Below are 22,347 nucleotides of genomic sequence, written 5' to 3' on the forward strand. Positions count from 1 at the left end.
ATTATCAACTCTATCTTGTGATTTATTTGCTAGAGCTTGATGATGAACTTGATGAAGCTCCAGAACCAGTCACATACTGGTCAAGAATTGCGCTAAAGGCCTTGTCTACAACTTTAACATTGTATTTCTTAAGGACCTTAGCAATCACTGAGTTAGTAAAGTTAGTATCAGATTTCTTACCATTGATGATAACCTTAGTCAAATCATCCTTATAGTTTTTCCAATCTGCATTTTTCTCAGATTTTGAAACAGTTTTGACGATGTAGTAAGTCGCAGCACCAGTTGAGCTGTTTGAAACAGTCACTACGTCAGAAACGGCATTAGCATCTTGTTTGAAAGCTGCTGTCAAAACATCTGCTGGGAAGTCTTGAGAAGCCGAGTTAACTGTCTTAGAAGTCACTTCCAAGCTGTTATCTTTAGCTACTTGTGAGAAATCTGCTCCTTCTGCCTTAGCTTCAGAGTCTACTTTATCTGCAACTGCTTTATCAGTAGTTGAAACCACTTGCACCTCTGTATTTGGTGTGTAGTTATCATAGGCAGCCTTGTAATTTGCTTCCGTCAAATCTTTTTGTGCGGCTTGGTTAACAGCATACTCAACCAATTTTTGTGTACGGATTTGATTACGGTATGATTCTTCTGTTTGACCATAGGCTGCAAGTACTTGTGAGAATTGATCTCCGTATTGTTCTGAAGCTTGCTTATAAGCTTTGTCAACGTCTTCTTTGCTGACCTTGCTACCATATTCTTTTTCAAGAGCCTTTTGCAAAGTTGCACTCAAAACACTTTGTTGTGTTTGGCTGCTACCTTTAAGTGAATCAAAAACATCACCAACAGTAACAGTATCACCCTTCATAGATACCAAAGTTGTTTCTTCAGTTGTTTCGTTACCTAGAGAAACATACGTAATACCTGCACCAACGAGGGCTGAAACAGCTACAAGGGCAAGACCTCCAAGGAAGCGACCACCTGAGCTTGGTTTACCAGCATCACGTGTCTTTTTCGTTTTAGCACGTTTAGCTTTTTCCTTTGCTTTTTCACTGGCGAGGGCGATGCTTTCCTCTTCTTCTTTTTGGCGATCAAGATGCTCTTGTTCTGCGTCTTTGTCTGCTACAACCTCTTCAACAGTTTCTTCTGTTGACTCAAGGTTTTCATTTTCTTTAGCCATTCTATCTACTCCTTAAATTGTCAATATCTTTGTTATTATACCACACTTACTTAAATAATGCTTAATCTGGCAAGATAATATTTTCAGAATTTTTCCGAAGCATAAGAAGTCCGTCACTCATAGGGACCAAACTAGCAGTCAAACCAGGGTTATCTAAGGTCGCATCGAAAAGACGATGCAAGCCACGGTAAATCGTACGCTGACCACGACGAACTTCCATGATGTCTTTGGCAATGTCCCCACCTTGGAAGATATCATCAAAGACGATGACACCACCTACCTTGAGACGTTTTAGGATTTCAGGCAGAAAGACGATATATTTAGACTTGGCTGAGTCCATAAAGACAAAATCATAGTCAGTGTCCAAATCTTGCAAAACTTCTGCTGCATCTCCTTCGACCAAGGTAATTTGTTTGCGACTGTCATACTTGGCTAGATTTTCCTTGGCAAATCCAATCATTTCTTCATTACGATCAACCGTTGTAATCTGAGCATCAGGCGCATATTCAGCCATAAGAAGGGCTGAAAAACCAATAGCTGTTCCTACCTCAAGGATTTTCTTAGGCTGCAAGGTCTGCAATAAAAATCGGAAATAAGCAACAACCTCGTGCTGGATAATTGGAATATTCTCCTTACGAGCAAAGGCCTCCAGTTCAGCCAAATGCCCTTTATTTTCCTGAAGATGCGTTCGCATGTAGTCCACGATATCCTTGTTGACTACAGGACGTCGCATGTTGTGATTTGCGTTTTTACTATATGATTTAACCATGTGTTTTATTATATAAAAAATCCCTAGCGAGTGCTAGAGATTTTTCTTATCTATAAATCAAATCGTCATCATTAGGCTACTTGACGTAACCCCCTCTTTTTCAAGAGGTGAGCAATGACCAAAGCCACCACGTAAAGAGCGATGAAAACAAGCAAGGTCATCTGGTATGATTTTGTCAATTCGTAGGTTACCGACAAGAGCATTGGCCCCACTAAGGCCGCCATCGCCCAGGCAGTCAAAATGTAACCATGAAGGGTAGCCAACTCCTTTGCCCCAAAGATATCGCTAAGGTATGGAGGAATCAAGGAGAATCCTGCCCCGTAGCAAGTCATCAGAACAGCCATCGCAACCACAAAGACAAGTGGCACTTGCAGGACAATTAGGAGGACGGCCATAACAATATTAACCACAAAGAGGAGAATAAAGGTCTTCGGACGCCCAATATAATCCGACAAGCCTGCCCACAGAAGGCGACCAAAACCATTAAAGATTCCCATAACACCTACAACAACCGCCGCTGATTCCGCTGACATCCCAACCATATCTTGAGCCATTGGAGAAATAGCAGAGACAAGGGCTAAGCCACAAGAAATATTGATAAACAGAATAAGCCATAACCAGTAGAAAGTTGATGATTTCAGGGCCTCATTAGCCGTAACTCCCTTGCTCAAATCAGCAGCCTGACGGTTTGGACTCTTGTCAGCCAACAGTTGTCCTTCCTCTACACTTGGTCGTTTAATGAATTGTGAGACAAATAGCATAACAACAAAATAAACGACTCCCAAAATATAAAAGGTCTGCTCAACACCACGTGCCTGAATCAGATATTGAGCAATGGGACTAGTTAGCAGCGAGGCAAAGCCAAAGCCCATAATGGCAAGGCCAGTCGCAAGTCCACGCTTATCAGGAAACCACTTAATAATAGTTGAAACAGGTGTAATATAACCCACACCCAGTCCTAGACCACCAAGAATACCATAACCAAGATAAAGCATCCACAGCTCTCCATGAGCAATGGCAACTCCTGTCAGAATATTTCCCCCAGCATAGAGAACAGCCGACATACTTCCAGTCACCCTAGGACCAAATTTTTCAACCAGACGCCCCATGAAAGCTGCAGAGAGTCCTAGACAAAAGATGGCCAACGAAAAGGCAAAAGAAACTGAAGATTGATCCCAGCCAGTCTGGGCCATAATAGGATTACGATAGATACTCCAAGCATAGGTAGACCCCAACATGAGATGGAGTAAGACACCACATGTTGCTACAAGATAACGATTGGTTGTTTTCACAAAAACCTACTTTCTATTTCTGAACATTGTTCACTTATCAACTATAAAACGTTAGGTTTTTAGTCTATCATGAATATAAACTAGGGGCTATAAATATGCTCATCCATATATTTCCATATCAATTAGAACTTATATTCTAGTAAATGTTCGTTTTTAAACATAAAAAGAATCATCCTGATTCAGAATGATTCTCTCTTATAGTGACTTCTTTTTAAGAAAGGTGAACACCTTTTTCAACCAAGTCTTCCAATTCAACGAGACGGTCTTCAAAAACTTTGAAGGCAGCATCCAAGTAGTCGGTATTGGTCATATCAACACCAGCTTTCTTGATGACTTCCAAAGGATAGTCTGAGCTTCCCGCCTTAAGGTAAGTAAGGTAAGCTTCCTTATCTTCTTCAGTACCGTGAACAATTTTTTCAGCCAAGTAGCTTGCTGCAGCAAATCCTGTAGCGTATTGGTAGACATAGTAATTCATGTAGAAATGCGGAATACGTTCCCACTCAAACTGAATTTCGTAGTTATCTTCAGCTTTAAGGTTATAGTATTTCTCATTGAGCTCTGCATAAAGCTTATTCATGAAGTCCGCTGTCAAGATTTGACCAGATGCATCTGCTTCGTGTATAGCATGTTCAAACTCGGCAAATTGCGTTTGACGGAAGACAGTTCCCTTGAAACCATCCAAATAGTGGTTAAGAATAGCAAAACGTGTCTTGTCATCTTTAACCTCTTTAAGCAGCGTTTCTGTCAAGATATTTTCATTGGTTGTAGACGCAATTTCCGCCAAGAAGATTGGGTAATCTCCGTAAACATATGGTTGAGTCTGACGTGTAAACGTTGAATGCAAACTATGACCAGTCTCGTGAACCAAGGTAAAGAGATTATCCAAAGTGTCTTGCCAGTTCAAAAGCATGAAGGCATTGGTATCATAAGCCCCACCTGAGTAGGCACCTGAACGTTTTCCTTTGTTAGGGTGAACGTCAATCCAACGTTCCGTAAAGGCTGCATGAACCCCTTTACTATACTCTTCACCAAAGATTGCCAAGACTTCTTCTGCTTTCTTGAGGGATTCTTCATAAGTAAGAGCAGTTTCAGTCTCAGAAAGTGGTGTATAGACGTCATACATCTTAAGCTCATCAAGCCCCAAGACCTTCTTACGCAAATCAAGGTAACGGTGCAAAAGTGGCAAATGCTTGTTCACTGATTCCAAGAGTGAGTCATAAACACTCTCTGGAATAAAGTTAGCCGCAAGTGCTGCATGACGTGCTGAATTATAGTGACGAACTTTGGCTTGGTAATTGTGAACCTTGACAACGCCTTGGAGTGTTTGTGCATAAGTATGTTGGAACTGTTCGTAAGTCCCATACATCGCTTCATAGGCTCCCTTACGAATGTCACGGTCCTTAGATTCCATAAGAGTGATAAAGTTACCATGTGTCAACTCAACCACATCCCCTTGACCATCTGATACCCATGGGAAGAGGATATCAGCATTATCCAAGACATTGAAGGTATCCGTTGGACCGTTGAAGATATCACCGGCTGCTGCCAAGAGCTCTTCAGCTTCTTGAGAAAGAACGTGGTCCTTGTTTGCCAAAAGGCGTTCGAAATAATGGTCATAAAGTCCAAGACCTGGCTCTTGTTCTTTAAACTCAGCTAATTTCTTATCATCCAAGGCCATAAATTCAGGCTCAAAGTAAGCAAAGGCTTCACTCAACTGTGAGTAAAGGTTTGAGGCCTTTGCTTGGTACTCTTGATACAGACCTACTGTTGTGTCTTGGTCATTTTTCATTGACGCATAGACATAGATTTTCTCCAAGCGACGCATAAGGCTCATATAAAGTTCTGTTGCCTCAAGCAAGTTCTTAGCAGAATCTAAGAGATGACCTGCATAAGCACTAGCCTTCTTCAAATCCTGAACAGTGCTTTCATATTCAGTCTCCCAATCTGCATCTGTCGCAAAAATGGTCGTCAAATCCCATGTGTATTTCTCTTCTAAATGAGCACGATTGTCTGACATAATATTCTCCTTAATTGTATCTATTCTTTACTATTTTAGCATAAAAGGTGGGAGAGTAGAGAGTTTGTCGATAAGAAAAATGCCTTTTTCGATAATATTGCATAAAAAGCTTTTCAAAACCTTCAAGTGACTGTCTAATTTGTACAAAACCCTGCTTAGATTCTGGAAATCTCACTTGTGGAAAAAAATCCTGATCAGACAGGCATAACAAATTCATTCCCTTAAGATAGGCTTTTTCCTGCCTTCTCATCCACCTTGGATTTTTCCCCATTAATTCTCGTTGAATCACATGTGAGACCTTCTTTCGCTGAGTTACTTGATAAGTCTCAACCTGCTCTGCTTGATAAGGAAAACGTAAAACTGTCATGAGATTTTCGGTTAACGGCCAAGCCTTAGTTAAATAATAGATTTTCCCAAAAATATCCTCATAGATGAGATACTTAAGTCTAATTTCCTCTTTCTTCCAATCAAGCTCCCATAGGTGAAATCCTATCTTAGCCGTAAAATAGAGAAAGTCCCGCTGTAGGTCTGTTAAACGTCCATTCAACCAGAGTTCCTCACCCAAAAGCCAACGCACTTCGTAACCTGCTTGGTGATAGGCACATGTCCTCTCTCTCAAACGTTGCTGGGATAACCGAGAACACTGAACTTCTAGAGCCAGGGAATCGCCAACAAATAAATCTGCAATTTGCCCCATCTCAGACAAAACTTTTTCAATACTTACTTTTTCACCATGATTAACCAAAGATTTATACAAAGCTGCCTTAAGGGATAAATGTTGGGCCGATTCATTCTCCGAGAAGAACTGACAATCTTGCAAAGACTTATGAGCAAAATGTGGACACATTACCTGGCCATGTCTCAGAAGAACAACTCCCTGGCAACCAGGACAGCTATAGGATTCCTTACGTTGCAAACTGGTTTCTAGAGCTGAAACGAGCTTCCCCTCCTGATTTCTTGCAATTAACATGACTCTCTCCTTCGTGCACTCTCTTACTTATTCGTAAAAGAATTCACAAAATAAAAAAACATCTAGATTACTCTAGATGCGTCCCCCATTCAAACTGAAACTTGCTCCCTGCTGTATGGAAACTTAGGTTTATAGGTGTATTGCTTACCTTGGGATACAAGTGCCGCTCAGTCCATTTGATCTCTTTTCAACAATCTCAATTCTTCAAGGAAAATCCCCCAATTTTCCTAGGAATCAGGATTTTGAAAACAGTTTCTATCCCACATAACCATTAAAAATAGCTATTGTAGCATAGACAGATGCTCTCACAAACATCTGGTCAAATTCCGTCACTGAAGCATCATCCCAATATGCTTATCACCCTTTTGTTCCGCAATCCCACTAAAAACTTAATCCTTGAGTTGATAATGAGATAAAACAATTTTAGACTTTTACAAGTTAAAGTCTTTATTTACTAACATTGAACCACCATTTCCCTAGGTGCAGTTCAATACCAACAAACGCAAAACCGTGTTGGTCCAAAATGGTTTCTAGTCAAGAGTATCTTATGATTGATAGTCAGTCAATCTGAAGAACTTTCCCTCTAGCTTCTTTACGCAGAACGTCATACTGCTTACAAGATACTATTTCCTAGAAGAGTATTGGCTAAAAAAGCCACTCTCAAAACATACCACCTATCAGTCATTAGGTTTAGTCCACCTTCTGATAGGTATATTAGCAGTTACTGCTTTATTTTCTTTCCCTCTTCGCTTTTGACGATTAGTCTCTACCGATTCTGCTGTTTTTGAATCTGTCGTTTGCTCTACACGGATTAAAAATACCGCTAGCTCCCGCTACGATGATGCTGATGTATTAAATCGATTAATCTAATTTTTTGCTGTTTAAATCTTCTCTTTTTTAAATCATCACAATGAAACATTGGAATTTGATAACTTAGAATTCCAGATTCTAAGCTAGTCCTTTTTGACTAGGGAGTCACCCTGCCAAAAAAACAAACTCTTCCTAACACAATCTATTATACTGTATTATAATTTTTTGTCAATTAATTTATTTCATATTTTTTGAAAATAATATTTACCCCCTTGTTTTACACATAGTTAACTATAAAGAAAAGCTTATAATATAGGCTTTTCTTGCGATTTTGAAAAAATTAGAAAATGTATATCTGTTTTTCTTTTTTCAGTCGAAATCAAGTAATTTCAGTAAATGTCAGAAAATTTCATCTTTATTATTTCTGGTTAACTTGATTTTTCCAAACTAAAAAAACTAGGAAATTTTCCTAGCTTTTTTATGTATTATCTTAGTGTTTACGTTTGTAAGTTGAAATACCGAACAAGGCTAAAGCTGATGTCACCATAGCTGCACCTGCTGCTGCAGAAGCTGCTGTTGATTTTTCACCAGTAGCTGGAAGAGCTGGAGCTTCTTCTTTTACAGGTACTGATGTTGGTGTTACAGGTTTACCTGGTGTAGGTTCTGTTGGAGTTGTTGGTACTTGAGGTTTTGGTTTCTCAGTTGTTTCTTCAACAGATACAAAGTTTTTGTGGTAAGTAACTTTTGCTGAAACAGTATTTGGAAGAACAGGTTTGTTTGGTTCTTCTGGCAATTCAGGAACAACTACTGTTGAGTTAGTTGCAAACCAGTAAGCAGTTGGAACGTTAAGGTTATTTCCACTTACGATGAAGTCCATTGGTTCACCCTTGAAGATTGTTGCAGCAGCACCATAGTAGGCATTCTTCGTACGAGGTGTTCCGTCTGGGTTAATAGCATCCCAACCTTCATCTGTAACTTCATCAGTTGTTGGATCAACTGTTGGGTCACTGTTAAAGCGTGAACCGTTAGCCACAAATTCGTTATCATTTGTTGCATAAGCATAACCATCTTCATGTAAAGTGATAGATGAACCAGGAATTTGAACGTATTCATTACCATTCAAACCAACTTTTTCAATGTGGTTTCCAAGCTCAGTGTTCCAGTGGTTAAGTGATGAGATACTCAAAACTGATCCGTTCTTAGACAAATCAAGTGGTGTCACTGATGACTCAGAATCAAAGAAGTTCAAGTTCATCTTAACGTGAAGTTTTTTGTTAGTGTCGTCAGTTTGTGAACCAATGAAAAGTGTCTTAGTTGGATCGTGGTACAACTTAACAATGGCTGAACCATCTGTACTTGGTGTTTCTACCAAAGTGTAAGTTGCAACAATTTTCTTAACTGGAGTACCATTGAATGATGTTCCGTTTAGGTTGTTGTATGTTACAGTCAATGTTTGACCTGTAGCCATCTTCAACCATACATCTTCAGTGTATTCACCGTCAGCATTGATAGTGTATTGTGTACCGTTAGCTGCACTAAAGTCACTTGGAATGTAACGAGATGTGTTGAATTGTTCAAGGATTTCATCTACTGAGTGACCTGATTGGATTGTTTTATCCAAGTAGTCAACAGAACCTGCTGAGTTTTCAACAGTCATAGTGGCATCAGATTCTGTTTTATAGATCAAGCCAGTAGCATTTTCAGCCAAGCCTTTTGTCAAAAGACGAGCTGTTGTTCCACCAGTGTACTCTTTGTATGATTTTTCCCAAGCAGCATAAGCAAGAACGTCTTGGTAGTATTTATCCAATTGTGTCTTGTAATCTGCAAGTTTTTGTTTATATTCTGAAACCGCAGTTGTCAAAGCTGTTGTTTGAACTTTATTGTCATTGTTAGCAGCTTCAACGCTAGTGTGTTTAACACCTGCTTCTTCTGTAGCTGTGAATCCCCCTGTTGCAACAACATTTGCTTTAGCAGATGTAAGAGCTGCATCAGCTTCTTCACGAGTCAATTTATTTTCAGAAACAACTGTATTTGAAGCTTCTTGAGCATCTTTAGCTGCTTGATTTTGGACAGCTTTAACATCAGCAGAATCTTTTGATGCTGCTGCAGTCGTTGTTGCAGCTTCAACAGCATTATCGAAGTCAGGATTTGAAACTTCAGCAATAGCTTTAGTTGTTGTTTTTACAGTAGTATCTGTTTCAGTAGTAGTTTTTTCTTCTGTTCCAGGTACTGTAGTAACAACTGCTGCATCACCTGTTGTTTTAACAAGGTTAGCACTTGATTCTGCAGCCGTATTTGATACGGTTGCATCAGTATCAGTAGTTGTTGTTACATCTTTAGCTTCATCCGCAGCTGCTACGCTTGTAGCCGCGAGCCCTGCAAGCAATACGCTTGAATACAATGTTGTTTTAAATGGATTGACTTTCATTTACACTTTCTCCTTCTTGGTTAACATTTTATTAACCTATTTTCTTCACCGTTTAATATACTACCGTGATTTTCAAAATTTGGCAATAGTTTTCTGAAAAAAATATTATATATTTGCTACATGTTTTTAAAATTTGACACACTTTTGTTATATTTTAATCATTTCTTTACAATAAAGAGTAATTAGTAAGGATTTTACAGAGTTTTTTACTTAATACTTTCTTATAACTGTTCATTTATTTCTCATAATAAACTGTTTCAACGATAGAATAGGCTTCCTATTAGAAGCAGGTCATCAATAACTGGCCTCTTCATAACTAAAAACACAAAAAAACACCTTCAAGACCTTGACTTTAAGCATTTTTCGTCGTATGCTAGAAAAAAATGTTAAGAAAGTTGGGGGACTTTTCAATGACAAAAAAAGAAATGAGATTGCTGATTCTTCTTGGGGTTAGTATTATTTTAGCGAACCTTGTACTTCTTTTGCTTCTTAAGCCTTTGCCTGATTATCTAGCTTATCTCATTAAAACACTTGGCCTTATGTGTGTATACTATTTCATCGTACAGAGGCGTTTCGGATTAAAGATCAAATCGACTAAAAAGATAAGTTGGTCTGAAACCTTAGGGGTTTGTTGGTTTCTTCTTTTGGCAGATTTCTTCTATGTTTCTGCGGTTGCTTTTGGGATCAGTAAAGCACCTCACATGATAGGAACTGCCTTGGTTATTGCCTTAGGAGCCGGGTTTTTTGAGGAATATTTTTTTCGTGGACTTTTCCTTAAACTCGCCTTTCAAGATGGTATTAGATCTTCAAAACAGGTTTTAGGAGTCGTTTTCTTATCTGCCATATTTTTTGGACTGGCCCATCTTGGAAACCTCACTCACCAGCCCTTGAACGCTACCTTGTTCCAGGTTTATTATGCGACAGCTATAGGCATATTCTTTGCTGCTATTTACCTACGTACCGGTAGCCTCTGGTGGACTATTGTTCTGCACTTTTTGATTGATTTTGCCAGTGTCCTTCTCTCGCAATCAACACAGGCTGCACCAGCTACAAGTATCTGGCATTTCATTTTCTGGCTACCTTTAATTGCCCTAGGACTCTTCCTTATTCGTCCTAAAAAATTGAAAGCCATTAGATATCTTAATGACTAATATTTCAAACTGCATCCCACAAGTTAGATTTTTGGTGTCTAACCTGGGGATGCAGTTTTTCATTTATCAGCACCACATTCTTACAACTTATCTCAATTTCCATTATTACTCCTAAAACGATTTAATCATAGAAATTTCATATCAGGTCTTCATCTATTCCTATCAGAATTTTGCTGATTTTAGACTTCTCATTTTGTTATAATATGACCTACAATCATATTTTTCAAAGGGGATGCTTATGAATTTTCAACAATGTCGCTATGTTCAGACTATCGCTGAAACAGGGTCTTTTAGTAAGGCTGCTAAAAAACTCTTTTTGACTCAACCTAATCTCTCAGCATCCATCCGTGATTTAGAAGAAGAACTTGGAGTCCAACTCTTTGAACGTTCCAATACAGGAGCTAAACTAACTGATGACGGTCATGATTTTCTCAAATACGCCAAACGTATTCTTGGAGAGCTAGATCTACTAGAAGGACGCTATCGAAAATCCTTTAAGAAATCATTCACTGTTGCCAGTCACCACTACGATTTCTTGTCACTTCCCATGGCTCACATTGCCCAACGTTTTCGTAGTGATTATCAAGAATTTCAACTGATTGAAACAACAACTAGGAAGATTCTCAAAAGCGTTGAAAGCTTCGAAAGTGATCTGGGGATTATTTATCTAGATGAAGATAACGACCATATCTTAGAACGCAGTTTCCAACACATGGATCTGACTTTCACCCCACTCGGAGAGTTTGAAACCAAGATTTTCTTAGGTCGCCAACATCCCCTAGCTCACAAAAAATCCCTCAATCTCAAAGATTTAGAGGGATACCCACAGGTCCGCTTTCGTCAAGAAAGCTCTGGAATTCATTTTGACGAAGATCCTCTCGAGGTTCTGCCTGACCAACAAGTGATTTACAGTAATGACCGAGGCAGTGTCATGAATTTGCTCTGTGCCTCAGATAGTTACGCTTCTGGCCTCGGTATTGTTAATAGTTTCATTAAAGACCAAATTGTTTTACTTCCACTGAAGAACAGTCCAAAGCATACCTTGGGGTTTGTGACAAATAATAAACAGAAACAATCCGCAATTATTCAAGCATTTATCGAGGAAATTCAGGATAGCTTACTACCCCACCACTAAGGAGAAGAAAATGGAATTTCAAACACTTAACAATGGCATCAAAATACCCGTGCTTGGTTTTGGTGTCTGGCAAATTTTCGATCAAAAGGAATGTCAAAAAGCCGTTGAAGACGCTCTTTCTGTAGGCTATCGATTAATTGATACTGCTAGTCTTTATCGAAATGAGGAAGCCGTGGGACGTGCTATTAAGGCATCTGGTATCCCTCGAGAGGATATTTTCTTGACTAGTAAAGCCTGGATTAGCCAGCTCGGCTACGAAGATACCAAATTAGCCCTAAAAGAAACACTTCGCAAACTAGATACTGACTATCTTGATTTATATTTGATTCATCAACCTTTTGGCGACTTACATGGTGCCTGGCGTGCTATGATTGAGCTTCAGCATGAAGGACTTATTAGAGCCATTGGGGTTTCTAACTTCTCAACAGGACGTTTGGCAGATTTTGCCTTGCAAACACCTGTTATTCCAGCAGTCAATCAAATCGAGTTGCATCCCTATAAACAACACAAACTTATCCAGAAAGCTGATAAGGAATTTGGTACCCTAACACAAGCCTGGGCTCCTTTTCACAGAGGAGAGGATGGTATTTTTCAGGACTCAACTCTGACTGCTATCGCTGAAAAACATGGCAAGACAGTCGCTCAGGTCATCCTCAGATGGCAAACCCAACAAGGCATTCTGACCATTCCTAAAAGTACCCATATCGAACGAATGAAGGAAAACTTTGATAGCTTTGACTTCCACCTAGACCAAGCAGACCTTGATGCTATTAGTAAACTAGACCGATACCCAAATGCTTATGGTCCTGATGAAAGTGTAGAACGCATTAAGCATTTATTGAAATATAGTGTATAAGAAAACGAGTTCGACTGAACTCGTTTTTCTTATACACCAGCTCCTCTTGGGACTTTCTTCAAGTAGTGACGGAGCTTAGGTGACATTCTCCAGAAAATAATTTTCAGTTTTAAGGAATCAGAACTCCTAAGTGCTAGACTTAGATGTGTTTCAAGCGCTTTACTCACAACCGAAGTTTAGTAAAAAACAGTTTAGTAATTCTACGAATTGAAAAACTGTTTTTATATAATATTTTACCCAATCACACTTCCGTTTGGAACAGATGGATCCACTGTCAAAACAGTGAGTTTGCCATCATGCTCTGCGGAAAGAATCATACCTTGGCTGACATATTTCTTCATCATCTTACGTGGTTTGAGGTTAGCCACGACTTGAAGTTTTTTGCCGACCAATTCTTGTTCGTTTGGATAGAATTTAGCGATACCTGAGAGGATTTGGCGGTCTTCTCCGTCGCCAGCGTCAAGACGGAAGCGAAGTAATTTGTCTGAACCTTCGACTTTTTCCACTTCTTTAACTTCAGCGACACGTATTTCAACCTTGTCGAAGTCTTCAAATTTGATTTGGTCTTTTTCAGACTTAAGTTCGACCTCTTCTGGGTTCCATTCTTTCTCTTGAGGTTTGCCTGCGTTCATTTGAGATTGGATGTAGGCAATTTCTTCGTCCATGTCAAGACGTGGGAAGATTGGAGTTCCTTTTGAAACGACTGTCACATTTTCTGGGAAGCCAGAAAGTTCAAGATTTTCAAGGTCAAATGCTACTGGCAATCCAAGTTGTTCCATAATGGCATTTGAAGTTGTCATCATGAATGGTTGGATGAGGTGGGCTACCACACGAAGGCTAGCCGCCAAGTGAGCCATAACCGCTGCCAATTGTTCCTTGTCACCATCCTCTTTGGCAAGTACCCAAGGAGCTGTTTCATCAATATACTTATTGGTACGTGAAATGATGTTCCAAACGGCGTCCAAGGCACGTGGGAAATCTACAGCATTCATTTGTTTGTGGAATTCTTCAATATTTTCAGCCACAACCTTAGCCAAATCAGCATCAAAGTCTGTAACGTTCTCAACATAGGCAGGCACTTGACCACCGAAATACTTGTTAATCATGGCAACTGTACGGTTGAGAAGGTTCCCAAGGTCATTAGCCAACTCGTAGTTGATACGGGCCACATAGTCTTCTGGTGTGAAGGTACCATCTGAACCGACAGGAAGACTACGCATAAGGTAGTAACGGAGTGGATCAAGACCAAAACGCTCTACCAACATTTCTGGATAGATCACGTTTCCTTTAGACTTAGACATCTTACCGTCTTTCATGACGAACCAACCGTGGGCAACAAGACGTGTAGGCAATGGCAAATCAAGAGCCATAAGGATGATTGGCCAGTAGATTGAGTGGAAACGAAGAATATCCTTACCAATCATGTGGATAATTTCGTGGTTTTCATCATTTTGCCAGAACAAATCAAAGTTACCATGCTCATCCTGACCATAACCAAGGGCAGTGATATAGTTGATAAGAGCATCAATCCACACATAAACCACGTGTTTTGGATCTGACGGTACTTTTACTCCCCAAGTGAAGGTTGTACGTGACACAGCCAAATCTTCCAAGCCTGGCTCGATGAAGTTTTTAAGCATTTCATTCATACGACCATCAGGTTGGATAAATTCTGGGTGTTCTTTAAAGAAGGCAGTCAAACGGTCTGCGTAGTTGCTGAGTTTAAAGAAATAGGATTCTTCAGAAACAAGCTCTACCTCATGTCCTGATGGAGCTACCCCACCAATGACATTACCTTGATCATCACGGTAAACTTCTACCAACTGGCTTTCAGTGAAGAATTCTTCGTCTGAAACTGAGTACCAACCAGAGTATTCACCAAGATAGATATCTCCTTGTTCCAAGAGACGCTCGAAAACTTGAGCAATAACTTTTTCATGGTAATCATCAGTCGTACGGATGAATTTATCGTATGAGATATCCAAAAGTTGCCAGAGGTCCTTAACACCAACAGCCATACCATCCACATACTCTTGTGGTGTGATGCCTGCTTCTTCAGCTTTTTGTTGAATCTTTTGACCATGTTCATCAAGCCCAGTAAGATAGAAGACATCATAGTTCATCATACGTTTGTAACGTGCCAAGACGTCACAAGCAATGGTTGTATAGGCAGAACCAATATGCAATTTACCAGATGGGTAGTAAATAGGTGTTGTGATGTAGAATGTTTTTGTCATTTTAATTTCCTTTCATGTGTTAACAAATGGGCTAACACTGATGATATAACATCTTATTATAGCACGTTTTGGACACTAAAAAAACCAGACTAGCTGGTTTTAAACATTACTAGTTTTGAAAGAGCTTTTTATCAGCTCTAACATCACGTTCATAGTCATAATCTAATTTCTTCACGTCATCCTCTGATAGGCGTCTGAAGCTTCTCTCTTCTGTAAGTTTGCCTTTCTTATTATAAGTAGTGACAATTAATTTATCACCCTTAACCTTGTATCGAACGGTTTCTTCAAGAGATTCTTTGTAGGATTTAACGTAAATCTTTTTACTTTCATCGTTATCAGCCTTAGTTCGATATTCACTTATTTTGTATTGACTATCTACTGCCTGGTCAATGACTTTGGTATATTCAGATAGTGACATGTTTGGTTTAAGCGTTCTAGACCAAGCATCTGGACGGTAAGCTGCGTCTGTATCATAGTCTGTAAAGTCAACCAGATTGTTCCCGCCAGCTAAGGTATAAAAATAGAATTTAACATTATCACCTTTGACTTTAACAAAATCATGAGCCTCTAGGCCACTTTTCTTGAAAGATTCCATACCATCAACCATTTTCTTCTTATCTTTATGGTAAAAGCGATAAGTTTCAAGCAGATAGGTTCCTTCAGGTATTTTACCACCTTGCAGGTGCATAAACGCATAGCCACCAAATGAAAGTGCCACTAGGACAATCGCTCCCACCACAGAAGCAATAATAATTTTAGCTTTCTTAGACAAGCCTGTCTTAGCAGGAGCAACTTGTGAAACGGCTTGTGTCACTTGATCACTCAACTGAGATTGTTGAGGATTAACACCCTCGTCCTTAGACTCTTGAGAAATAAATTCCCCATTAGCTTTTGCTTGTTGGATTTCTTCCTCTGTCGGCTTACGATTATTGATTGTTTCGAAATAATCTAACCACTCTTTTTCGTTCATAAAAGTCCCCTTTTTCATTGATATTTCCATTCTACCAGAAAAAAGACTCCAAAGCTATTTGACTATTTTCATAAAAAGAAAAGCGGTACCAAGATGGAGTTTTAGCTCTCCTTCTTGTACCACTTTGCTCATTTACATCATTGGCTGATTAAATTTTATCAATGCCTCTTTTGCTGCTTTTACTATCGTCAGAGCCTGATTTAGAACCACTACCATAGTCATCGCTGTAACCATAACCGTAGTCACCTCCATAACCATAATTAAAGTAATCCTTATACTCGTCGTACTGATCACTATAAGTCTTCAATTCTTTCTTATAATCTTTAATTGCATCCTTATAATCATCCCAACGCTCTTCAGCATCCCCCTTACTCATACGCTTAAAAGTAACACGGGATTGAAGCTCTCCATCCTTGTCATAAGTAGATAGCGTATACTCGTTACCTTTTTTGACGTAAGTTCGTTTTTCTTTGAGAGATTTCTTGTAAGATTTTACAGATTCTTTAACGGCTTCTTTTGTAGCGTCTTTAGTGTAAAAAGAATAATCCTTAGACATATCTTTCATGAAGTCTTTGACTGTAGATTCAAGCTCTTCAACTGTTAAAACTTCTGTCTGAGTTTTATTCCATGGATCGAACTGCTGAGGGATTTCATGTTCATACTCTAACAAGCTAACATAAGGTGATTTATTGTCCTCGAGATAAGAATAGTATCTAGATCTATTATTTTTTACTTCTACAAAGGAGTAGACATCATCAAATTCATCGAAAGCATTTACCATCTTATCTTTATCTTCATCACGATAAGAATAGGCCACTACCTCATATGTTCCATCCGCAATCTTACCTGATTGGTAGCGCCATAGTGAATAGCCTCCAACGATAAGTAAAATCGCTGCCAAGGAACCTAAGACTGATGCCAAAATAATCTTAGTTTTCTTAGACATACCTTTTTTAGGGGGTACTACTTGTTGGAAGGTTGCTGTTGCTTGGGCAAACTGAGGCTGTTGCGTCATAGCAATTACAGGTTCAGCTGGTTTAATCGGTCTTTGCTCCGTCACTTGTCCATTTGAGCTAAAAATATTAGGTCGTTCAAGGATAAACTCGCCTGCTGCTTGAGCTTGAGATAACTCTTCGGGAGTTGGTTTACGACCGTTGACTAATTCAAAGTACTCAATCCACTCTTGCTGGTTCATAATAATCTCCTTTTTTATTGGTCTACTGTTCTATTGTACCAAAATAAATGGTGAAATAGTATTTGACAATTATCATAAAGACTGTAAGTTTTTTTAATAAAACATTTGGCTATGATTCTCGATAGTAAAGAGGTACTTGGTCGGTAAGTAGTTCAACGCCAGATGAGATAATCCCCATCATGCCTTGAATAATTATAATACTTCAAGGAATACTCATAATCCCAATCATAACCACTTTTGACCTCTTTGGCTTCCTCTGAGCTCAATCGTTTAAAAGTTCTACGCGACTCAATATGTCCATCATCAGCATAAACAGTCAGAACGAGACCATTAGGTCGCTTTTCATAAGTTCTTTTTTGCTTCAACATTTTTTTATAATCGTCTACACACCTTTGGACAGATACTTCCTTTACGTTTGAATACTCCTCTCCCTTTTTAGAAATCTTATCAATATGAGAAATCACTAGAGCTTTATATTCAGAGACTGTTAGATCCTGTTTCAAAGTCCCAGTATGTGGGTCAAAAGTCTGTGGAAGCTTTTCATCGTGCTCAAATGGTGAGACAAAAGGTTCCCCATCCCCCACAAAAACATAATAAAATTGAGATTTCATATTCTCAACAACTATAAAATCCTCATATAAACTATCATTATTCTCTCCCCGCTTAGTCCAATTTATCAATTCATTGGAATATGCTGATTTAGCCTCATATTTTACCATCTGATAGGTACCATCTGGAATATAGTTCTCTTGATACTTCCAAAACCTTCCCTCTATAATGGCTATTAAGACTACTGCCACAAGGCCAAGAACCGAAATAAGAGCAATCTTCCATTTTTTTGCCTTAGTCATACTTCTCCCCCCATTTTGGCCTATTCTTCAATACTATTTTACCAAAAATAGAGAGGAAATCTGTGACTTGACTATCAAAGAAAAAGAGGGGGAGAACACTTACTCTCAAACCTCTTTTCATCTATTTACTTTTAACATCCTCAGCACCAATGACTGGGTATTCGGTCAATCCTGATACTACTTCTTTAGCCTGGTCTGATTCTTCTGATTTTTTCTCAAGATCAAACTTAGGTGCATCTTTTTCATAAGCATTAATGATATCGGCAACAACTGGGTGACGTACGACATCACTGGCAGAGAAATGAACAAAATCAATAGCCTTGATTCCCTTCAATTTCTCCATGGCATCGACAAGACCAGATTTAACACGACGTGGAAGGTCAATCTGGCTCATATCTCCATTGACAATCATCTTAGAATTAAACCCAAGACGAGTCAAGAACATCTTCATCTGCATGATGGTTGTATTTTGCGCTTCATCAAGGATAACAAAGGCATCTTCGAGGGTACGACCACGCATATAAGCAAGAGGGGCAATCTCAATAATTTCACGTTCCATTAGGCGAGTCGTTTGCTCTTTGCCAAGAATTTGATAGAGGGCATCATAAACTGGACGAAGGTAAGGATCTACCTTTTCCTTGAGATCGCCAGGCAAAAAGCCAAGACTTTCACCTGCCTCAACCGCCGGACGTGTTAGAACAATACGTTTAACTTGACCACGTTTAAGAGCTGTAACTGCAAGGGTAACCGCTAAAAAGGTCTTCCCTGTACCGGCTGGACCAATCCCAAAGACCACATCATGATTTTTAATGCTATCAACATAGACCTTTTGTCCTAAAGTCTTCACTCGGATAGGCTTACCACTATTGTCCTTGATAATCTCTTCTTCATATAAAGCAACAAACTTATCAATCGAACCATCTTGAGCCATGGTCAAGGCTGCGACAACATCTGAAGTGTTAACTAACATCCCTCGCTCCACTAAAACAAGGAGGGCTTGAATGGTCAAACGGGCCAATTCAACACTTTCTTCGTCATCCCCAAGAATCTGCACACGCTCTGTTCGAGCATGAATGATAACATTTAGGTTTTCTTCGATAAGTTTTAGATGGCGCTCATTGGTCCCAAAAAGCGCCAAGACATCATCTGGATGATTTAGGGTAATTTCAACAGAATACTCTTGCAAATAGAGTTCCTCTTTCTTAAGTATTTTTATCCATTATATCAAAAAAATCACGCCAAGCGTGACTTTTTGTAATTCTTAATTATGCGTTGAATGACACGTGAACGTGGTCATAGTGGTTTTCAGTAACGCTACCACGGTCAGGCATTTGGTTCCAAGTGTTGGCTGGTCCGTAGATATTATCTACTGGTGCGTAGAATTGTTGTCTGTAGATGACATATGAGATACCTGCATTTGAGATATTGTCTACTGCATATTGAGCAACTTGATTACCAACTTCTGAACCAACTGGTACCATAACGTCAACGGCAAGTCCTTGACCATGGTCTTGTGGATCACCTTCACGGTAACCACCGATATCAGTAAGACCGAATTGTGCTGCTACATCTTGACGGAAAGCTTCAGCTTGTGGTTGAAGGTGTGGATCCGTTGGAAGTGTATTTGTTGATGCAGGTTGTGCTGCTGGTGCCTCTGAAGCCGCTGGTGCCTCTGATGCTACTTCTGATGTTGCTGCTGGTTCTACCGCTGGCTGTTCTGCTGGCGCCTCTGATGCTGCTGGTGCTTCTGAGGCAGCTTCTGATGTTGCTGCTGGCTCTGCAGCTGGTTGTTCTGCTGGTGCCTCTGAAGTTGCTGGTGCTTCTGAAGACGCTTCTGACGTTGCTGCTGGTGCTTCTTCTTTTACTTCAGGTTGTGCTGGTGTTTCAGCAGCTGGAGTAGTTTCTGCTTCAGGTGTAGCTTCTGCTGACGCAGTTACATGATCAATAGCATCAGCAACTGGTTGTTCAGTTTCTGCGTATGCTGGTGCTTCTGATGCTGATGCGATAGCTTCTGTTACTTCTGAAACAGCTTGAGTTGATTCTTCTGTAGCAGGTGCTTGAGTAGCTGTTGTGCTTACTGTTTCAACTGGAGCTGTCAAGTCCGCTGCAACTACAGATTGACCATTTACAGTCACTTCGTTAGTTGTCAAATTAGCTTCTGCAACTACAGGTGTAGTTGATGTTTCTGAAGCTGGAGTTTCAACTCTAACAGAGACTGCTTGATTATCAGAATTGTAAGTTGCTGTCAAGACTGTTCCAGGGTAAATCAAATCAATGTTTGTAATTTGATTGATGTTAGCCAAAACGTTCACATCGATACCCATTGCTTCAGCGATACTTCCCAAAGTATCACCGTATTGAACTGTATAAGTTTGTTGGTTATCACTTACAGCGATATCTGCTTTGATTTGGTCTACTGAACGTGCTGCCCAGTTTGAAGTTTCATCGGCATGTACGTGACTTGCAGCAAAAAGTGAAAGTGCTGCGGTCGAGTAAAGAAGAGCCTTTGTTGTTTTAGATTTTGATAACATGTATAATTCATTCCTTTTTAACAATTTTAACTTCTACAAGAATACCACACTTTTTGTCAAAAGAGAGGTGATTTACTGCACTTTAAAGCAATTACCAACTAGTTGTAACAAGCCTAATTTATTGAAAAAAAGCTGATATATTTGTAAAAAATTGTAACAATTCATCCCGTTTCAAATGGTAATTACTTTTTAAAGAAAATGCTAAAAGTCATTATGCTTATCGTAAACTTAGTCACTATTAATGGGCTAGATAATCTTCCCAAATCTGGTCAAACTGCCCTAGATTAAAGGAAAAGCTAGCTTGATCTTCCAAGTAACGACTGACTTCTTCAAAGTCATCGGTATGCTTCGGGAAGGTTGAATCTTCAAAAGCCAAATCAGCCAAGATTGCTACTGGTTCATTGGATTTGGAATTACGCTGGGCCATCAGCCAAGTATAAAAGGATTTTCTCACGCCTTCTCCTAACCGATTAATTCTGTTCCAAACTGATCTTGTTTGATTTTTTTGGCCTTCATCAGACCACCTAGAGCCTTCTTAAATTGACCCTTAGAAATACCGAAAGTTGCCTTGATATCTGCTGGTGATGACTTGTCATTAAGTGTCATAAAGCCACCATTGCTCTCTAAATAGGTCAAAATCATCTGAGCATCAATTTCGAGCATTTCAAAAGAACGTGGTTTAAGAGAAAGATTGAGGGTCCGGTCAACTTCTCTGAACCCAATCACACGCGCTTCAAGGACCTGACCTAAACGTGGCTCCACATAACGTTCTGATGGATGGATGAAACCAAGCATGTTATTCTCTGGCAAATAGACAAAAGTTCCTGACAATTTGAGACGGTAGGCAATGGCTGGCCATTTTTGGTTTTGCATATTATCGTAAGCAGGTCCAGCCATACGTTGAAAGACCTCAGGTTCAGCAGGAAGTCCCCAAATACGGTCTTTTTTGTCAACATCGAGTTTGATGTAGAGTTTATCCCCCTTCTTAGGCCAAAGCTCTTTGAGTTCTGGCAAAACATCGAGAGAGACAACAATCTCCTTATCTGGAATTCCTACGTCTACAAAGACACCCAAATCCTTACGAACTTCAGTGACCTCTCCCCAACCATAGGAATCGCGAGTTGCCTTGATTTCCTTTTGAGTCAGACGTGATTTTTGCTTGCTATCTGTATAGGCGAAGCCTGTCACCATGTCACCAATGGCGTATTTCCCTTCTTCTTTAGACAAGGCAAAAGTCACACCGTCCTTTTGTACAAAGTAAAATTTATCATTTTCATCAGTTACTAGGGCAGTAATGATCGTTCCAAGTAATGTATTCATCTTTTTTCCTCTAAAAAGAGAGTCGGACAAGGAAGCTAACATAGTCCATGCTCTTTTGCTTCTGTCCCACTCTCCTTATTTTTCTATTGATTAAACAGTAAGGAGTTCTTTTTCCTTTTCTGCTGTCATGCTGTCAATCTTCTTAACAGCGTCATCAGTTGCTTTTTGGATATCTTTTTCCAAAGCTTTCAATTGATCTTCTGTGATTTCTTTGTCTTTTTCTTGCTTCTTAGCTTCATCCATAGCATCACGACGGATGTTACGGATAGCGATTTTAGCATTTTCACCGACTTTTTTCACTTCTTTAGCCAACTCTTTACGTGTTTCTTCTGTAAGTGCTGGGATAACCAAGCGCACAACAGAACCATCATTAGCTGGGTTGATTCCAAGGTCAGATTCATTGATAGCACGTTCGATATCAGCAATTGAACCTTTATCAAATGGTGAAATCAAAAGGACACGTGCTTCAGGGACCGTGATTGAAGCCAATTGGTTAAGTGGTGTTGGAGCACCGTAGTATTCTACAGTGATGCGGTCAAGAAGTGAGGCATTGGCACGACCTGCACGGATAGAGCCAAATTCACGGGCCAATGACTCGTGTGAGTGGGTGAAACGTTCTTTTGCTTTTTCAATAATTGCGTTTGTCATAA

Annotated in this window: 18 protein-coding genes; 3 read left to right on the forward strand and 15 right to left on the reverse strand. The window is 39.6% G+C overall.

The window, feature by feature from the left end; all coding sequences use genetic code 11:
* Nucleotides 1-22: 22 nt before the first annotated feature.
* From O3670_RS02460 to O3670_RS02485, 6 genes are all read right to left on the reverse strand, one after another.
* Nucleotides 23-1,165, reverse strand: coding sequence for a peptidyl-prolyl cis-trans isomerase (locus O3670_RS02460; protein WP_175061655.1), 1,143 nt, complete (start codon nucleotides 1,163-1,165; stop codon nucleotides 23-25).
* Nucleotides 1,166-1,226: 61 nt separating this feature from the next.
* Nucleotides 1,227-1,934 carry an O-methyltransferase gene (locus O3670_RS02465; protein WP_014633986.1) on the reverse strand — a complete coding sequence of 236 codons (708 nt, stop codon included), beginning with the start codon at nucleotides 1,932-1,934 and terminating at the stop codon, nucleotides 1,227-1,229.
* A gap of 71 nt (nucleotides 1,935-2,005) precedes the next feature.
* Nucleotides 2,006-3,226, reverse strand: a complete 1,221-nt coding sequence (locus O3670_RS02470) for an L-lactate MFS transporter (RefSeq protein ID WP_175061654.1) — start codon at nucleotides 3,224-3,226, stop codon at nucleotides 2,006-2,008.
* Nucleotides 3,227-3,437: 211 nt separating this feature from the next.
* The gene (gene pepF, locus O3670_RS02475) at nucleotides 3,438-5,243 is read right to left on the reverse strand and encodes an oligoendopeptidase F (protein WP_371595751.1); all 1,806 of its coding nucleotides are present in this window, start codon (nucleotides 5,241-5,243) and stop codon (nucleotides 3,438-3,440) included.
* 10 nt (nucleotides 5,244-5,253) lie between these two features.
* Complete coding sequence (locus tag O3670_RS02480) at nucleotides 5,254-6,213, reverse strand: competence protein CoiA (RefSeq protein ID WP_371595752.1); 960 nt, start codon at nucleotides 6,211-6,213, stop codon at nucleotides 5,254-5,256.
* A gap of 1,300 nt (nucleotides 6,214-7,513) precedes the next feature.
* Complete coding sequence (locus O3670_RS02485) at nucleotides 7,514-9,451, reverse strand: GbpC/Spa domain-containing protein (protein WP_371595753.1); 1,938 nt, start codon at nucleotides 9,449-9,451, stop codon at nucleotides 7,514-7,516.
* A 410-nt stretch (nucleotides 9,452-9,861) separates the two neighbouring features.
* Here O3670_RS02485 and O3670_RS02490 point away from each other — a divergent pair, with 410 nt between their 5' ends.
* The 3 genes from O3670_RS02490 to O3670_RS02500 all read left to right on the forward strand — a co-directional run bounded on the left by O3670_RS02490 (nucleotide 9,862) and on the right by O3670_RS02500 (nucleotide 12,593).
* Nucleotides 9,862-10,602: a CPBP family intramembrane glutamic endopeptidase gene (locus tag O3670_RS02490; protein WP_371595754.1), complete on the forward strand. Its 741-nt coding sequence runs from the start codon at nucleotides 9,862-9,864 to the stop codon at nucleotides 10,600-10,602.
* A 238-nt stretch (nucleotides 10,603-10,840) separates the two neighbouring features.
* A complete protein-coding gene (locus tag O3670_RS02495; protein WP_002885507.1) occupies nucleotides 10,841-11,737 on the forward strand; it encodes a LysR family transcriptional regulator in 897 nt (298 codons plus the stop codon).
* A 10-nt stretch (nucleotides 11,738-11,747) separates the two neighbouring features.
* A complete protein-coding gene (locus O3670_RS02500; RefSeq protein WP_070839714.1) occupies nucleotides 11,748-12,593 on the forward strand; it encodes an aldo/keto reductase in 846 nt (281 codons plus the stop codon).
* 233 nt (nucleotides 12,594-12,826) lie between these two features.
* On the opposite strand, the gene metG is transcribed toward O3670_RS02500, so the two are convergent.
* The 9 genes from metG to frr all read right to left on the reverse strand — a co-directional run bounded on the left by metG (nucleotide 12,827) and on the right by frr (nucleotide 22,345).
* Nucleotides 12,827-14,830, reverse strand: a complete 2,004-nt coding sequence (metG, locus tag O3670_RS02505) for a methionine--tRNA ligase (protein WP_371595755.1) — start codon at nucleotides 14,828-14,830, stop codon at nucleotides 12,827-12,829.
* 109 nt (nucleotides 14,831-14,939) lie between these two features.
* Nucleotides 14,940-15,818, reverse strand: a complete 879-nt coding sequence (locus O3670_RS02510; RefSeq protein WP_371595756.1) for a hypothetical protein — start codon at nucleotides 15,816-15,818, stop codon at nucleotides 14,940-14,942.
* Between the two features lie 130 nt (nucleotides 15,819-15,948).
* A complete protein-coding gene (locus tag O3670_RS02515; RefSeq protein WP_037601891.1) occupies nucleotides 15,949-16,995 on the reverse strand; it encodes a hypothetical protein in 1,047 nt (348 codons plus the stop codon).
* Between the two features lie 152 nt (nucleotides 16,996-17,147).
* Entirely contained in the window at nucleotides 17,148-17,846 is a 699-nt protein-coding gene (locus tag O3670_RS02520) for a hypothetical protein (RefSeq protein ID WP_070576537.1), read from the reverse strand.
* A 121-nt stretch (nucleotides 17,847-17,967) separates the two neighbouring features.
* Nucleotides 17,968-19,032: a PhoH family protein gene (locus O3670_RS02525; protein ID WP_155212836.1), complete on the reverse strand. Its 1,065-nt coding sequence runs from the start codon at nucleotides 19,030-19,032 to the stop codon at nucleotides 17,968-17,970.
* A gap of 79 nt (nucleotides 19,033-19,111) precedes the next feature.
* Nucleotides 19,112-20,377 (reverse strand): LysM peptidoglycan-binding domain-containing protein, encoded by a 1,266-nt coding sequence (locus O3670_RS02530; protein ID WP_371595757.1) that lies wholly within the window; start codon nucleotides 20,375-20,377, stop codon nucleotides 19,112-19,114.
* Nucleotides 20,378-20,615: 238 nt separating this feature from the next.
* Nucleotides 20,616-20,831: a YozE family protein gene (locus O3670_RS02535; RefSeq protein ID WP_173018390.1), complete on the reverse strand. Its 216-nt coding sequence runs from the start codon at nucleotides 20,829-20,831 to the stop codon at nucleotides 20,616-20,618.
* Nucleotides 20,832-20,839: 8 nt separating this feature from the next.
* Entirely contained in the window at nucleotides 20,840-21,697 is an 858-nt protein-coding gene (gene cvfB / locus O3670_RS02540) for an RNA-binding virulence regulatory protein CvfB (protein ID WP_371595758.1), read from the reverse strand.
* A gap of 90 nt (nucleotides 21,698-21,787) precedes the next feature.
* Nucleotides 21,788-22,345 carry a ribosome recycling factor gene (gene frr, locus O3670_RS02545; protein WP_002886708.1) on the reverse strand — a complete coding sequence of 186 codons (558 nt, stop codon included), beginning with the start codon at nucleotides 22,343-22,345 and terminating at the stop codon, nucleotides 21,788-21,790.
* Nucleotides 22,346-22,347 lie beyond the last annotated feature (2 nt).

It is taken from the genome of Streptococcus sp. 27098_8_74 (assembly GCF_041431705.1).
GTDB lineage: Bacteria > Bacillota > Bacilli > Lactobacillales > Streptococcaceae > Streptococcus > Streptococcus salivarius_E.